This window comes from Rhodococcus sp. 5A-K4 (assembly GCF_046097995.1).
Taxonomy (GTDB): Bacteria; Actinomycetota; Actinomycetes; order Mycobacteriales; family Mycobacteriaceae; genus Rhodococcus_F; species Rhodococcus_F erythropolis.
The window spans coordinates 1-14,034 of record NZ_JBJURM010000021.1 but is presented as its reverse complement, the minus strand read 5'-3'; the positions used below and the strand labels follow the sequence as shown (position 1 = coordinate 14,034).

The 14,034-nt window shown below is 61.3% G+C and carries 11 protein-coding genes; all 11 read left to right on the top strand.

The genetic code is table 11. From position 1 onward, the window contains the following. The first annotated feature begins 27 nt into the window (after positions 1–27). A complete protein-coding gene (locus tag ACKAMS_RS23980; RefSeq protein WP_408989631.1) occupies positions 28–660 on the top strand; it encodes a hypothetical protein in 633 nt (210 codons plus the stop codon). Beyond that, positions 660–3,200: an ATP-binding protein gene (locus tag ACKAMS_RS23975; protein ID WP_408989630.1), complete on the top strand. Its 2,541-nt coding sequence runs from the start codon at positions 660–662 to the stop codon at positions 3,198–3,200. Before ACKAMS_RS23980 ends, ACKAMS_RS23975 begins: the two co-directional genes overlap by 1 nt. Next, a complete protein-coding gene (locus ACKAMS_RS23970; protein ID WP_408989629.1) occupies positions 3,197–5,440 on the top strand; it encodes a hypothetical protein in 2,244 nt (747 codons plus the stop codon). Before ACKAMS_RS23975 ends, ACKAMS_RS23970 begins: the two co-directional genes overlap by 4 nt. Positions 5,441–5,446: 6 nt before the next feature. Then, positions 5,447–7,090, top strand: a complete 1,644-nt coding sequence (locus tag ACKAMS_RS23965) for a M23 family metallopeptidase (RefSeq protein WP_408989628.1) — start codon at positions 5,447–5,449, stop codon at positions 7,088–7,090. 16 nt (positions 7,091–7,106) lie between these two features. Then, on the top strand, positions 7,107–7,715 hold the full coding sequence (locus tag ACKAMS_RS23960) for a hypothetical protein (RefSeq protein WP_408989627.1): 609 nt from the start codon (positions 7,107–7,109) through the stop codon (positions 7,713–7,715). A 462-nt stretch (positions 7,716–8,177) separates the two neighbouring features. Next, complete coding sequence (locus tag ACKAMS_RS23955; RefSeq protein ID WP_042445464.1) at positions 8,178–8,393, top strand: hypothetical protein; 216 nt, start codon at positions 8,178–8,180, stop codon at positions 8,391–8,393. Continuing rightward, positions 8,390–10,615: an FtsK/SpoIIIE domain-containing protein gene (locus tag ACKAMS_RS23950; protein ID WP_080945851.1), complete on the top strand. Its 2,226-nt coding sequence runs from the start codon at positions 8,390–8,392 to the stop codon at positions 10,613–10,615. The genes ACKAMS_RS23955 and ACKAMS_RS23950 overlap by 4 nt, the downstream gene beginning before the upstream one ends. 33 nt (positions 10,616–10,648) lie before the next feature. Further along, positions 10,649–10,978: a hypothetical protein gene (locus ACKAMS_RS23945; protein WP_030537893.1), complete on the top strand. Its 330-nt coding sequence runs from the start codon at positions 10,649–10,651 to the stop codon at positions 10,976–10,978. A gap of 590 nt (positions 10,979–11,568) precedes the next feature. Next, the gene (locus tag ACKAMS_RS23940; RefSeq protein WP_144245812.1) at positions 11,569–12,108 is read left to right on the top strand and encodes a hypothetical protein; all 540 of its coding nucleotides are present in this window, start codon (positions 11,569–11,571) and stop codon (positions 12,106–12,108) included. After that, positions 12,098–12,892 carry a prepilin peptidase gene (locus ACKAMS_RS23935; RefSeq protein ID WP_408989626.1) on the top strand — a complete coding sequence of 265 codons (795 nt, stop codon included), beginning with the start codon at positions 12,098–12,100 and terminating at the stop codon, positions 12,890–12,892. The genes ACKAMS_RS23940 and ACKAMS_RS23935 overlap by 11 nt, the downstream gene beginning before the upstream one ends. Before the next feature lie 493 nt (positions 12,893–13,385). Next, the coding region (locus ACKAMS_RS23930; RefSeq protein ID WP_408989625.1) for a site-specific integrase at positions 13,386–14,034 on the top strand (649 nt) is incomplete at its 3' end.

The window sequence follows — 14,034 nt, the reverse complement described above, 5'->3', positions numbered from 1 at the left end:
AGTCATCACGAAGGAGGTGCGAACGCCGTGAGCGAATCAGACCCACAGTCAACGTCCCGAGAGGTCGTCAAGAACTACACCCGCGCACGCAAGTTCCCGCAGCTGCTCGGCATGACGCCGGATGGAAAGAAGCTCCCCGGCGGACCGTACAGCTACACACAGTTCGTCGGCGCCGGACTGGTAGCCCTCGTGCTCTGGAAGACTCCGGGAATTTGGGCGACAGGCTCGCTGATTCGCAACGTATTCGTCTTCCTCGCACTCGTCGGAGTCACAGCGTGGGGACTCGGCAAGCTCCCCATCGGCGGCCGAAATCCACTGTCCATGGTCGCCGGTGTGAGCAAAGCACTCGGTTCGCCAGCACAAGCGCCGAAGGTCGCCGGACCTACACCGCGTCGACCCCGAGTCCGCGCCCTCGCAGGCATGGTGACTGTGGTGCCAGTCCCGTCACTCGCGGCGCCGCCCGTCGTTGAGCAGATTCCGAACGCTCGCCCGGTCCGCATCGAGTCCGAACCTGCCGGCCACACCCCTCCGGAGCGACGGCGAGTTTCACCGCCGTCCATTCCCCGGCCGCCACTGGCCACCCAACCCGCTGCATCCACCAGCGTCCAGCGACTTGTTGCCATGGCCGCCGCATCGCACAACGTTCGAGAGAAGGCCTGATGCTTCAACCAATCACAGCTGTCGGAGGAAATCTTCGGTGGACGCGCTCAGGCACGGTCTGGGCCGACTTCATCCTGACCGGAATCGAATACGGATACAGGCCGGCCGAGGACAAGAGCACAGCGAGATCTATGCACAAGATGCTGATGCGTGCACTCGACGGCGAGGCGCTTCTCCTCGGAATCTGCGCCAGCCTCAATCCCGAGGCAGTAGTGGCACGGATGGAAGAAGGCATCGACCTCGATGCACACCTGCAGTGGGCCGCCGAGTGCGACGCCACCATCGAGACATTGGAAATGTTCCAACCAGGCAAGCGCATCTACTGGCTGTCTATTCCTCTCGCCAACAAAGGATGGAAGAACCAGGCGGCCGCGGCCTGGTCTGCCGCGCGGACGACATTGACCGACTATCTCGGACTTCCGCGAACATCGCTGGACCCCGAAGAAGTGGCTAGGCGGACAACACAGGCAAACATGATCGCCGCCGATATTCCAGCCTATTTCCGCCCAACACCGGCGACGCCTGCACAGATGGTCTGGCTCCATCAACACAGCCTTCAGCGAGGGCTCGGCCTGGATTCGGACGTTCCACTGCCCTACGCCTCGATCGGCACAAAGCCGATGGCGGCATTCACCGCCGCACGCTTCGACGAAGGCGCCCAATCCGATCGCCCTAGTTCCGGCTGGAAATCGAAGGCGCCGACATTGACGAAGGCACTCAAAATCGATCAACCCTGGACATTGGAAGAGCGGCCCGCAAATTACCAATGTCTACTTGCGTTGGCCGACACTCCCTCCGGCAACACAGTCTTCCCCGGATCCGAGTTCCTCGCCCTGGCCGATGCCATTGCCGGCGTCGACGTGGATTGGGGCATCAGACTTCACATACGCAGTTCGGCAGAGGTATCGAAGAAGAACAAACGCGCTCTGATCAACCTGAACGAGCAGTTCAGCCAACGCGAGGGCGAAGTGTCCCACGGGCACGGGGTTCTCCACGCCGCAGCGGAGGACCTCGCCGAGTACGCCGCAAAAATGGACGCCGACAACATGGAAGTCGAAGTCCAGTCGACGACGATCTTCGCCATCGGGGCACACACCGAAGAGGTCGCACTCCGGGATGCACGGCAACTCGCGAAACTGTTCGAACTCTCCAGCTACAAGCTGGTCAGCCCGCTCGGATTCCAAGAGGACCTCTGGCACGCACTCAACCCTGGAGTGTCCACACCCTCAATCGTCAAAGAATTCGCTCAGATCACCACCTCGACCGATTTCTCCGCCTACGTTCCCTGCGTCCACAACGACTTGGGTGATTCGTCGGGCCCGCTGCTCGCATTGAACATCAGCTCGGCCCGGATCGGCGTGGTTCATCACGATGTCGCCAAGAAGTCGGCGGCAGACATTTCGGGGTCTTTCGCAGCGGTCGGTGCGCTGGGATCGGGTAAGTCGGTTCTCCTCAAAGGGATCGGCGGAGCCTTCCACGATCGCGGAGGGAAGATCGTCGTCATCGATCACACCGAGGTGGGGGAGTACGCCCGATGGGCCGCCACCATCGCCGAGGCTGTCATCGCGGATCTGTCTCATCCCAAGTGGAGCCTGGACCCACTGCGAATCTTCGGGCCCGACAAGGGTGCAGAGGTTGCGACATCAGTTCTACTGCCGCTTCTACAGCTTCAGCCCGACGAGCCGCTCGGTGTCCTCCTCGGTACTGTCCTTGAGCCTGCCTACCGTGGTGAGCACGGATTGCTCGACGGTGGCCTCGGAGACATCCTCGATCACCTCCGCAGCGACGAGTGCACCCTCGTTCAGCGCATCGAGTTGGCCGACAAACTCGGGGTCTACGCCCGCAAGTCCTACGCAGCGGCCTTGTTCGAGAAGGGACTGCCGGCGCTCGACATCACAGCGCAGGCAATCGTGTTCCGTACCCACACGGTCAAACTCCCGAGCCAGCAGGAAATCGTTCAGGAGCACCTGTTCCGCCAGCTCGGGCTGGAGAAGCGCGTGGGCCGCGCCATGTATGCGCTCATCGGTCTGATCGCCCGCGGGATCTGCTTTGCGAATCCGAGCGAGCCTGCGATGTTCCTCGCCGACGAGTGCCACCGCATGACGCGGGCCGAGGAAGGCGTCGACATTGTCATCGACTTCCTTCGAGAGGGCCGCAAGGAGCAGGCGTACATCGGGCTCGGATCGCAGGACCCGGATGAGGGTTTGGGCAACGAGACCTTGCGAGGCTTGATCCCCACTCGGTTCGCGATGCGCCAGACGGATGCCACGCTCGCTCGTCGCTCGCTGGCATTCGTCGGTCTGGATCCCAGAGACCCCGACATGTTCAAAGAACTCACCGAACAGACGTCCCCCGTTTCAGGCAAAGACCCGGACACCGGTGCGGAATACGTCGAGCCTCATCGCCGCGGGGAGGGCTACATGCGCGACGCCTACGGCAACATCGGCCGAATCAAGGTGCTCATGCCGTCGGAGCCGAACCGTGCACACGCAACCCAGACGACGCCGGACAAGGCGCCCAAGGAGCTGATCGACGCATGAGTGCCGCAGCAACGTCGCCTGCCGACACGTCCCGCACCGTCTTCTCTGTTCGCGCCGGCGTCAAGGCGGCCTTGCTGTGGGTTCTCTGGTCATGGGTTCCCCAACCTGTGTGCTCAGCGCTCGACCGCCGTACCAAGAGGATGCGAGTGTGGTTGTGGGCAAGGAGAATTCGACGAGCAGTAGTCAGAACTGTCGTCGGCTGGCACTTGATCGGCACGGTCGCGGTCATTGCCGCCTTGCCTGCCCATGCCGAAGACGGATCCCGATCACCGGAGAACCGCTACTTCAACTTCATGCCGGTCAAAGACTCACACGGAATTTCCGTATGGCGGTACTACCTCTCGATCGACGAAGGTTCGGCCCGCCACCCCACCTACATGGCGTACTCCATCATCATCCAGATCCAGTTCGAGATCTATCGAGCGATATCTGGCGCGGCAATATGGTTCATCACCTGGAGCATGTCCTTCGACTGGCTTCCGAAAATCGTTGCACCCGTGCGAACACTCGGAGACGCGGTCACGTCGATCACCGGGCAGTTCAATCTCACCACCACCTTCCTGACCGTGACAGCCGGCGTTGTAGCGATCTGGATTATTCGCGGACGCTGGTCCACTGGCATCTACGAACTCATGATCTCCTGCGCCATCGCGGCGCTGGCAGTGGGCGTCCTCTCGAACCCGATCGAGCGGATCGCCGGCCAAGACGGACTGATCATGCAGGGCCGCGACGCTGGACTGCAGATCGCGTCAGGCCTCGCCAACGACGGCGACATGAATTCGAGCCCCGACGAAATGATCAACGACATCAGAGCAGGCCTGGCGGACAGCTTCATTCGCCAACCCACCCAACTACTGAACTTCGGAACAGTAATCGACACCGATCCCTCGGCCGGCGCCGATTGCATCGAGGCATGGGACTCGGCGCACGAAGACAAGAAGGGCAACGACAAAGACACCCTCAAGGACAACATCGCCGATTGCGACGGATCCGGTGCGAAAGACATGAAGGACTACGCCGACAACCCTGGACCCTCCCAGGTCATTGGCGGACTGATACTCGTACCCGGCAGCTCGATCATCATGCTTTTCGCCTTCCTGTTCGCCGGGGCCATGTTGATGGCAGCGGCGGCAGCACTTGGGTCAGCAGTCAAAGCGATTCCCGCCCTCGTGATCGGCATTCTGCCGGGCGCCGGCCGTGGCTCCCTGCTGAAAACCGCGTCCACGGTCATCATGTCCGTGGTGATCATGGTGTTCGCCGTGGTCTTCGTAGCGGCGTATCTGCTTGTCGTGCGGTCGTTCTTCAATACGGAGAGCGGCGGATTGATGGAGAAATTCGTCTTCGTCGACATCGTCCTGCTCGTCGGCCTCGTCATGTTCCGCAGAGGGGTCAAGCGTCTACGCAAACTCTCCGACACTCTCGCGCAGAAGATGGCCACCCGGCCTGGCGCAGCACCGACCGCGATCAGCAAGTCGACTCCGGTCGCTAGCCCGATGCAGAACGCCGCAGCCGCAGCTCAAGTCGGACGCCAGGTCTACCAGGGTGGAAAAACGCTCGCCAAGCACGGCGCTACGGCAGCCCGGCATGGCGCGACTGCTGCGAAAGCTACAGGCGCTGCAGCTCAAACCGCCGGTGCCGCCACGGGTACAGCCGCGACGGGTGGAGTGGCCGCGGCCTACTTCGTGGGTAAGGCAGCAGTCGCAGGGGTGAAAGCAGTCAAGAACAAGCGAGCAGCAGGCAAGGACGTCGACCAGCCTGCGAAATCCGAGACGAAGGGGAAGGACACAACTGCGACGGCCGCCGCAATCGCGGCAGGGCAGAAGGGCAAGGATGCCGCGAAATCGGCCGTGTCCACAGCAACCGCCGCGGCGGCATCGAAAGTCACGGGTGTCCCAGTCTCCACTGGTGCGCCGCGGCCGCGCCGCGATCAGGTAGCCAAGCCTGGAATCAAGAAGCCGGTCAGCAATGCACCCGTCTCGGCTGCGACTCGGCCCGCTCGCGGAGACAGAGGTGGAGCAACGCCGAAGACCACCAATGTCGGACGGGAAACTTTCCGCGAGTACCGCACCAGCAATGGTTCGCCGATCTTGTTGCCGGAACCGAAGAAGACTTCCGCCCGCCGTACGTCGGAGAAGCCGGCGTCGTCCATTCAGTCCTCGGCGGTGCCTCGGGTTTCGCCGTCGACAGCTCGCCCGCAACCGTCCGAGTTGGTACGGCCTTCCAGACACTCCGCCGGGTAGGCGTCGATGACCTACAAGCACTGGATCGCGATCGCTCTCGTTCCAGTAATGGGCGCTGTCCTGATCGTTGCCATCCCGATCATGATGCTGCTCCGCAGCGGATCGGACGCCTCGACAAGTTGCGGCGGCCCGGCAGTCATGCCACCTGCCGGCGCCGAAGTGGCGCCGACCGACCCCTCCGTTCTGGCCGGAAAACAAACCGAGATCGTCCGCACGATCATTGCCGTCGGCGAACAGATGGGCTTCTCCGATCAGGGCATCATCGTCGCGCTCTCCACCGCATCCCAAGAATCCGGATTCAAGAACTACGCGAACGACGGAACCGGCATCTTGGCAGCCGATCAAATGGATGTCGGTAAGTCACTGAACTACCCGCACGACGCGGTCGGCAACGATCACGGCAGCGTGAATCCGTTTCAACAGCAGTATCCGTGGTGGGGAACGATGGACGAGCTGATGAACCCGCAGATCGCCGCGATCAAGTTTTACGAAGCACTCAAAAAGGTGCCCGGATGGGAAGCGTTGCCGGTCACCGTTGCCGCGCAGAAGGTGCAGGTTTCGCTGTACCCCGACGCCTACGCCGACGACGAGATCATTGCTCGCCGCTTGTATGCGGAGAACAAGGGCGCAAGCAAAGATGCGCCCGCGCTGCCCCCGCAATATGACAAGCCCGTCTCGGGCGGACCGCAGGACGTGGGCGACAGCCCGATCAACGTAGGCGACAGTTTCGAACTCGACGTTGCCGACGTCCTGTGTGGCGGCGGCGCGGCAATGGACTGTGCACCGACCAACAATCCTGCCGAAAAGGGACTCACACCCGACGCCCTCCGAGTGATGCGGTGCATCACCGAAACCTTCGGAGAGCGGCCCTGGGCGAATGTCGGCGATCGCCCATCGGGCGTCGATCGGGATCATCAAGAAGGTCGCGCCGTCGACGCGATGATGACCGAAGGCGACGACGACTACCGCACCCCCGCCGGCCGAGCCAAGGGCGATGCGATCGCAGATTTCGTCGTCAAGAACGCTGATGCATTGGGCGTCAAGTACGTCATCTGGTACGAGAAAATCTGGACGCGAAGCCAGGATGCGGTAGGACAACCCGGAAGTTGGGGACCCTACGACTACCCCCTCGGTGGAAACAGCACCGACACCGTTGCCCACCGTGACCATGTCCACGTCAGTGTCTACGGCAATGCCGCGATCGCAGCTCCCGGCGCCGGCGCGGTCGGTGATGGAAACGCGCGACTACCCGTCGACCCAGGCAAATACACGATCACCTCCGGCTACGGCTTCCGCTCCAACCCCACCGGAACAGGCGGGCAGATGCACGCCGGTCTCGACTTCGGAGCAGCCTCCGGGACCCCGATTTTCGCCGTGACAGGAGGCACCGTGACCCAAGCGAGCAACGTCGGCGATGGCTACGGGAACTGTGTTGTCATCACCACCGGCAACACTGAGACCCGATACGCCCACCAAGTCGACGGCGCGATCAAAGTCAAGGTCGGAGATCAGGTGAGCGCGGGAACGGAAATCGGTGGAGTCGGGACAACCGGAGACGCCACCGGCGACCACTTGCACTTCGAAGTTCGGGTGGACGGCAAAAGCACAGATCCAATGCCGTATCTGCAGAACATGGGCCTGACCCCCTGAAAGAGAGAAGCACGCGATGTCATTGACACCGCAGGACAACCCCGATGACCAGGAGTTCTCGGAGGAAAACGAGTCCACCGAGCAGAAGCAACCACCACGCTCACGGGCGATCATTGCCGGACTGCGCCGACATAAGCTCGCAGTCGTTGCCATAGCTCTGATCAGCGGATTCCTGCTCTACACGCTGGTTCTCGATCGACCGGACAATTCCTCACCGCCCTCGGAGTCGCCCCCCACGACATACGTGGCAGTGGCTCCGCCGACCGAAACGGAAGCAGACCATGGCGACGGCACGGACGCCGACCACAACACCCCGATGGGAGTTGCCGGCCAGTACAGGGTGGTCGCCCGCGGCTTCGCACAAGACTTCACCACGCCCGGCGCCGACTGGCTCGAACGTGTGAGCAGGTGGGTGACCCCACATCTGGCGGAGGCCTACATGAGCACAGATATTCGCCGGGTGCAGCAGGCGCAGCTGGTCGACCTCGCCGAATACTCCACCGGAGCTTCTGTTTCAGACTTCATCGCCACCTACGACACCGGCCTCGAGCTGGCTATCCGAGTGGAGTACAGCTCCACAGGTTGGCAGGTCAGCACTTGCCAACCGATGAAGACTGCGTACTGATCACTCGCTGAACTTTTCACCAGAAGGCCGAGACCGCATCCGATGAACGTGGTCTCGGCCTTCTGTCATGTGTCCACACGGCTTGCCGTTGACCGTCGATTGGAAGGTGTCTGTAAGGGCGCTCCACACAGATCTGACTGCAAGAGTTCCTGCGCTGATGCAGCTGTGGCAATAACGCAATATGGCCCCGGGCTGGGGGGATTCGCTCCCTCCTTAGATTCGCAAGCTCGTCACGTCGGAGCGTACCTCCCCTGTCAAGGGGGTGTCCACCGAAAACCTTTCAACCAGGAGATTCGCCTCGATCACCGATCGGTAGGTCACCGGTGACCCACGCACCGCCCACCATCGGCCGACCACGCTGGCAAAAAAAGTTTGTGCCGACCTGTCACAGGCCGTGCTCACCCGAACCTCCTCTCTTACGAGAGCCAAAAATTCCGGCTCGCTGAGACGGAGGTACGAACGGTGAAGACCACAGCGGATCCGACAAGCACAGCCAATGCGAAGCAGAAACCGATGATCACCTCGGTCCTCGTGTTCGGCGTCACCGGTAGTTCGGCGCGGATTGTTGCAAGTCGCTCGTTCCCGAGCGGAGAAGCGCAGAAGGATGGGCCGGCGGCGACTCTCGTCCAACTCGGATCTTGCGTGCACTGCCTTCCTCTGCGGGAGGTGACTGCATGACCGCCTCGATGGAAAAGGGCGTTTCGCGCGCGATGGAACTGGCCTCCGCACGCCAGATCGCCGCACAGTCTCCGCCACTTGAAGCGCGCCCGCACCCCTGGCTGCGCAACGCCACCATCACTGCCGCCGGAGGAACAGTCTTCGCCAGTCTCGCCCCGATCGTCGATCAAAGTGTCTGGACAGTGCCGATCGCCGCAGTCAGCGGTGCAACCGCAATCGGTGTGGGGGCTCTGGGTTATCGCACGAAAATGCGTGACGTCGAGGTCGACCGTGCGATCGAACAGCTCAGCCCTCAACTAGGACTTGCCGCGCCAAGTCGGGAAACCATCAAAGCCAGCCGGTGGGACATGCGAGGGTGGCCTGGACGTCCCGGCCGCCTCGTGATCCGATACGCGTCGGCGAAATTGGCGCTCGACGAGCACTTCATTGCGCGTATCAACGAGGTGCTTTCCGGTCAGGCGTGGGGCGAGTACCGATTGCAGAAGCACGACGCGCGCCGCCGCCGGATCATCTTCGTTCCGACTCGCGCCAGCGACGAAAAAACTGTTGAGGAAGTCGCCAGCATCGCTCGTGCGAAGCGCACCGTTCTGACGTTGCTCGGGCCGACCTGCAAGATCACGAAAACGGAGTTCGATCCTGAAACGGGCGAGTTGCGTGCGTTGGAAGCCAGCCACGAAGTCGGAACGAAAATTGCTCCGTCTGGGTATCGCAACCGAATCGAGCGGACGGTCTCAGGATTGTTGCCAGGGCGCTGGCGGGCCAAGTGGGAACTGGAAAAGGACACTGTTCGATTCGAGGTCCGTCCGAATTTCAAGAAGAACGTGTGGCATCCCGCTCCCGTTCTTTCTGACGACAACCCCTTGATCAACTACGACAGCGTCAAGATCCCGTACGGCATCGACGAAGACGGTCACGTCATGTACTGGCGTCCAGCGGTTGACCCACACATGATGTTGGTCGGTTCCTCCGGAACGGGAAAGACAGTGACGGCTCACACGGTTCTCACCGAGGTCACGGCGAACGGCTGGATCGTGTGGGTCGTAGACGGCAAGGGAGTCGAATTCCTCGGTTTCCAGGACTGGCCGAACGTGCAGATCGTTGCGGCACAGATCGCTCATCAAGTCGCTGTCATCCATCGTGCATGGCAAGTCATGGAAGAGCGATACGCAGCGATCATCGCCGGAGAAGCTCAAGAAACCGACTTCGAACCTTTGGTGCTGTTCATCGACGAGTTCGCGGATTTCCGCGGCAACCTTCTCAACTGGTACTCGATGATCAAAGGCAAGGGCGATCCCACCAAGCCTCGGACGTTGCAGGAGGTCGGATCAATCGCCCGTAAAGGTCGAACCTCCCGGGTGCATATGGTTCTCGGCACCCAGCGCCCGGACGCCGAATATTTCGGTGGCGACATGCGCGACAACTTCCGGATGCGCGTCTCCATGGGCAGGCTCTCCCCACAAGGTGCGCAGATGATGTGGGAGTCGATGAGTATCGGCACTTCAATTCCGCGGGGATGCCGCGGCCGCGCCACCACGGTCAACGACGCGAATGACGCAGTGGAGATCCAGACGTATCGCACACCGGATCCGCGCAAGGTGGGCCCGGGCGATGAAGGTTACGAGCTTTTCGAGGTACTTCGCCCCGCAGTGGCTCGCCATCCGCGCCTGCTGATTCTCGACCCCGAACCTGACGAGGTCGACATCGACAAAGGCGACTCGGAAGAAGTCGAACTGAGATTCCACAACTACGCGATGGCGCCGTGGGGACGTGCAGAGGACCATCCCTACAGCGATCCAGTCGCGATGCGCGCCAAAGGAAGATCGCGCGATAGCGCCCGAGGCGCCACCCCGCTCGAAATTCTCGGAATCTACTCCAAGCGGCTACCCCGCACCAAAGATCTCCTTGACGCTGCCGAGTCTGCCCACGCTCGGCCCGCACTCACTGTCGTTCCGGAGTTGCTTGCCGATGACGTTGTCGAGGATGACTGGGAAGGCTTCAGCGAACCCGCCGCGAGCTCTCCAGGGGACATCCAGGTAGGCGACTTGATCTGTGTTGACGAGGACACCGACCACTGGGCCGTGGTCGACAGTGACCCGGGCCCGGACGAATTCGACGACGACCACTACGCCATCACCTGGCGCGGTGACGGCGACTCCGAAGGCGTTCTGTCGGTCCCAGGGGACGGCGAGGTCTCGCGGCGTCGAGCTCTCGAATTCGCCTGAACCACAACCAGTTCAATAGACAAGGACAAATCCATGACGAACTCGAATTCTCGAAACACCTTGTCGGACTCGGATATTTTCCTGTTGCTGTGTCTGACACCATTCGCCGTCCCGCTGGTCATCGCGCTCGTGCCCGGGTGGTGGGGAAGTTCGCTGACCTGGCTAGTCGAGCGGAAAATCCTTGTCGCCGCGTCGGAGTCGCCACTCTTGACGTTTCCAGGCCAGATCGGTGGTCTCGACTTACCTCGCCTCGTTATCTGTGGGGCGGTCTTGATCGCTGCATCGGTGTGCGGATTCAGCGCACTTCGGGCGCTCCATGAGCGACGGATCGATCGCCGGCTCGCGTCTGGGGATCGGTTGTGATCGGTCGCATCGCATCGGTCAACCTGGACGACGAGGTCGACGCTGCGGTAGCGTCCGAATCGCTAGCTGGGACACGGACTGACCATCCGTGCACACACAACCGAAAAGAGAATCCAATGTCCTTGGATAACGCTGTTTCGCGCATGCCTTCTGCACCGTGCACACTGACTTCGCCGACCGACGAAGACGACGGGCTGTTTCCGCTGCCGGCTTCCACCGCTAGAGTGGAGAGCAGGCCGGCTTACCGGTCCGCGGAGCCGGAGTCTGTGAGAACGGGTTGGTCCCCTGACTCCAGATCCCGGTTGGACGACGTTTCACGTCGCTCCTCCTCCGGCGGCGGGACGTTTAGGACAACCTCCCGCCGCCTGAGGTCCACCACGGTTTTCAATTCCGACGGATCGCGCCGGCATCTGGAAGTTCTTGAAGAAGCCGGACTGACTCGACGCATGATCGCGCGCTCGGCGAAGGTCAGCCTCAAGGCGCTTTCTACGATCAGTTCGCAAACACAAAAGTCGATCGATGCATCCGTCGCGCAACGAGTGCTTGCCGTGACGTTTCACCCTTCTGACGATCGGAAGAGGACTCCGGGTGTGGGTGCGCAACGACGCATCCGTGCGCTGGTCGCGATGGGGTTCCCGTTCAGTGATCTGGCACAGCGCCTGGGTGTTTCGCAGGCAGTACTGGAATCCTTGCCCGAGAAGGGCTTGATTCGTGTTGCGTTGTGGGAGTCGATCGATCGTCTCTACGACGAGCTTTCGATGACATCGGAAGCTCCGAATCCCGCAGTTCGAGATTGGGCGCGCGATGTTCAGGGCTGGGCGCCTCCGTTGGCGTGGGATGACGATGAGATCGACGACTATCGAGCCCGCCCGCACCGTCCCCGAGGTCTCAAATCGCTCGATCCTGTTGCCGTCGAACGTCGCCTGAATGGGGAGCGCTCCATCAATCTCACCCTCGCAGATCAGGAGGCGATTGTGAAGGTGGCGCTATCGCAAAAGTGGCCCGTCGCGCGACTGGCCGACGTCCTCAGCTGCGACGAGCGAGCAGCCAATACACGACTGGTCCGTTATCGTGCTCGAATGAGAACGAAGAGTGCCGCTCATGGCGAGAGTGTTTCGGATGTTGCGTAGCGCCGCGCGACCACAGTTGTCCACCATCCGAGTTCTTGTCTCTCTTCTCGTTGTCCTCTTTGCATCGGGAGGCGTGACACTTCTTGATAGCACTGCTGAGGCGCTCCACGCCAAAAATCGTGTGGTTTCTGGCGCACTTGCCGTGGGAATTACTCTGATCTGCGCCGTGATGGCGTCGCGCGGTTTGCGAACCGCTGTCACTGTGTGGTGCAGCGGTGCGGACATCCCCTTCGAAGTGACCAGCGCAGCTACCCACATTGCTTCTATCTTCACGGCCGTTTTCTGGCTTCTGGCAACAGAATTCGCGAACATGGGAGCAGCGTTGCCTGCCGTCCTGGCACTGTCGACTATTGCTGTGTGGTGTGCGGTCGTTGATCAAGCAACGATGCGAATTCCGACTTCCGCCGCCTACACCGCAGCGACACTGACGCTTTTGCTGATTGTCGTTGCAGGGCTGTTTGATTCAGATGCGTCAGCGATCCTTCGTGCGGTCGCGGGCGGTTTCGCGACAGCGCTGATGTACCTGCTTGTCGCGGGGGCCACGAGGGGAGGGGTGGGATTGGGTGACGTCAGGTTAAGCCTGAGTCTAGGATTTGTGCTCGGATATCAGGGTTGGCCGAGCGTAGTTGCCGGGCTGATTTGGCCGGTAATCGTCTTGTTCCCAGTGGTGATCGGCACGATCATTCATAGGCGCATAACTCGATCAACCGAGACAGCGCGAGAAATTGCCGCCGGCCCGGGTCTTGTCGCGGGTTGTGCGCTAGCCCTCGCCCTGAACGGTTGAATGGAACCGGAACTCGTCTGGTAACCGCAAGATCCATACTCACATCATCCTCTGAACCGCCAGTGTTCAGAGGATCTTTTTCTGCTGTCTTCGCAGTTTAACGGCTATATCTCACAAATGACGTGTCCAAAGTGTATTGGGTCGTCGTTATGGTCCGAACCAACAAACTGATCGGGGAGGGCACTGTGAAAATCTCAGGTACATCCAAGGCAATGGCATGGGTTGCAGGAGCGGCTGTCGCGGCAGGTGTTGCACTGGCCACCTATCCGGACGCAGCTCCTGCTGTACCTCCTCAAGTCCCGAGCGCAGAGGTTTTACAGAGCGCGGTGAAAGTCGCGGGCCTAATCGAGAGCTCGTCGGCCGTAGACCAGGTTCCGAACGTTTCGGGCTACCAGAGGGGTTGTGGGAAGGGAGAGGCCCCGTTGACTGAACTAAATGCCGAATGGTGCAGGTCTGAAGGGGTGGGGTCGATGTGGGTCGGTAGCTTGCGGACATGAGCGAAGGGGAAAGTTCGAGAGATCTGTCGGGGCTTGTGGTGGCCCGAGTGGGTCGGTTGATAGCGACAGGTCAGGCGGCGGAGCCTTACGTCTTGCAGGGCAGCGACGGTGAACGAGTGGAGTCCGTCGAGGTGTTCTTCCGGGAGCTGATCGCTTCCGGGAGGTCGGTGGCGACGGTGCGTTCGTACGGTATGGATCTGCTCAGATGGTGGCGGTTCCTTCACGCTGTGGACGTGGCGTGGGATCGTGCCGATCGGGTCGATGCCCGCGATTTCAGTTGTTGGATCCAGTTGACGGCGAAGGCACGACAAGGATCAGTGGTGCCGGCCAGCGCCGAGGCGGCTGCTACTGCTGCGGCATCGCCGAATCCTGTCACCGGCAAACCGGCTCTGGGGGCCGGGTACTCGCCGGCGACAGTGGCGCACAGTGAGACGGTGCTGCGAAGTTTCTACGATTTTCATCGGGACGCGGGGACTGGCCCGCTTCTGAATCCGTTCCCTCTCGATCTCTCTCGCCGGTCGAGACGGGCTCATGCGCACCACAATCCGATGGATCATTGGGCACCTGAGCGTGTGGGGCGCTACCGGCCTCGGGTCTCGCAGCGGATTCCCCGAGCGATTCCCGAGGATCTGTTCGATAAGTTGT

Bases quoted from the DNA above. Each gene is read 5' to 3' on its own strand.
- ACKAMS_RS23975 (WP_408989630.1), top strand. From the start codon at position 660: ATGCTTCAACCAATCACAGCTGTCGGAGGAAATCTTCGGTGGACGCGC.
- ACKAMS_RS23970 (WP_408989629.1), top strand. From the start codon at position 3,197: ATGAGTGCCGCAGCAACGTCGCCTGCCGACACGTCCCGCACCGTCTTC.
- ACKAMS_RS23965 (WP_408989628.1), top strand. From the start codon at position 5,447: ATGACCTACAAGCACTGGATCGCGATCGCTCTCGTTCCAGTAATGGGC.
- ACKAMS_RS23960 (WP_408989627.1), top strand. From the start codon at position 7,107: ATGTCATTGACACCGCAGGACAACCCCGATGACCAGGAGTTCTCGGAG.
- ACKAMS_RS23950 (WP_080945851.1), top strand. From the start codon at position 8,390: ATGACCGCCTCGATGGAAAAGGGCGTTTCGCGCGCGATGGAACTGGCC.
- ACKAMS_RS23945 (WP_030537893.1), top strand. From the start codon at position 10,649: ATGACGAACTCGAATTCTCGAAACACCTTGTCGGACTCGGATATTTTC.
- ACKAMS_RS23935 (WP_408989626.1), top strand. From the start codon at position 12,098: ATGTTGCGTAGCGCCGCGCGACCACAGTTGTCCACCATCCGAGTTCTT.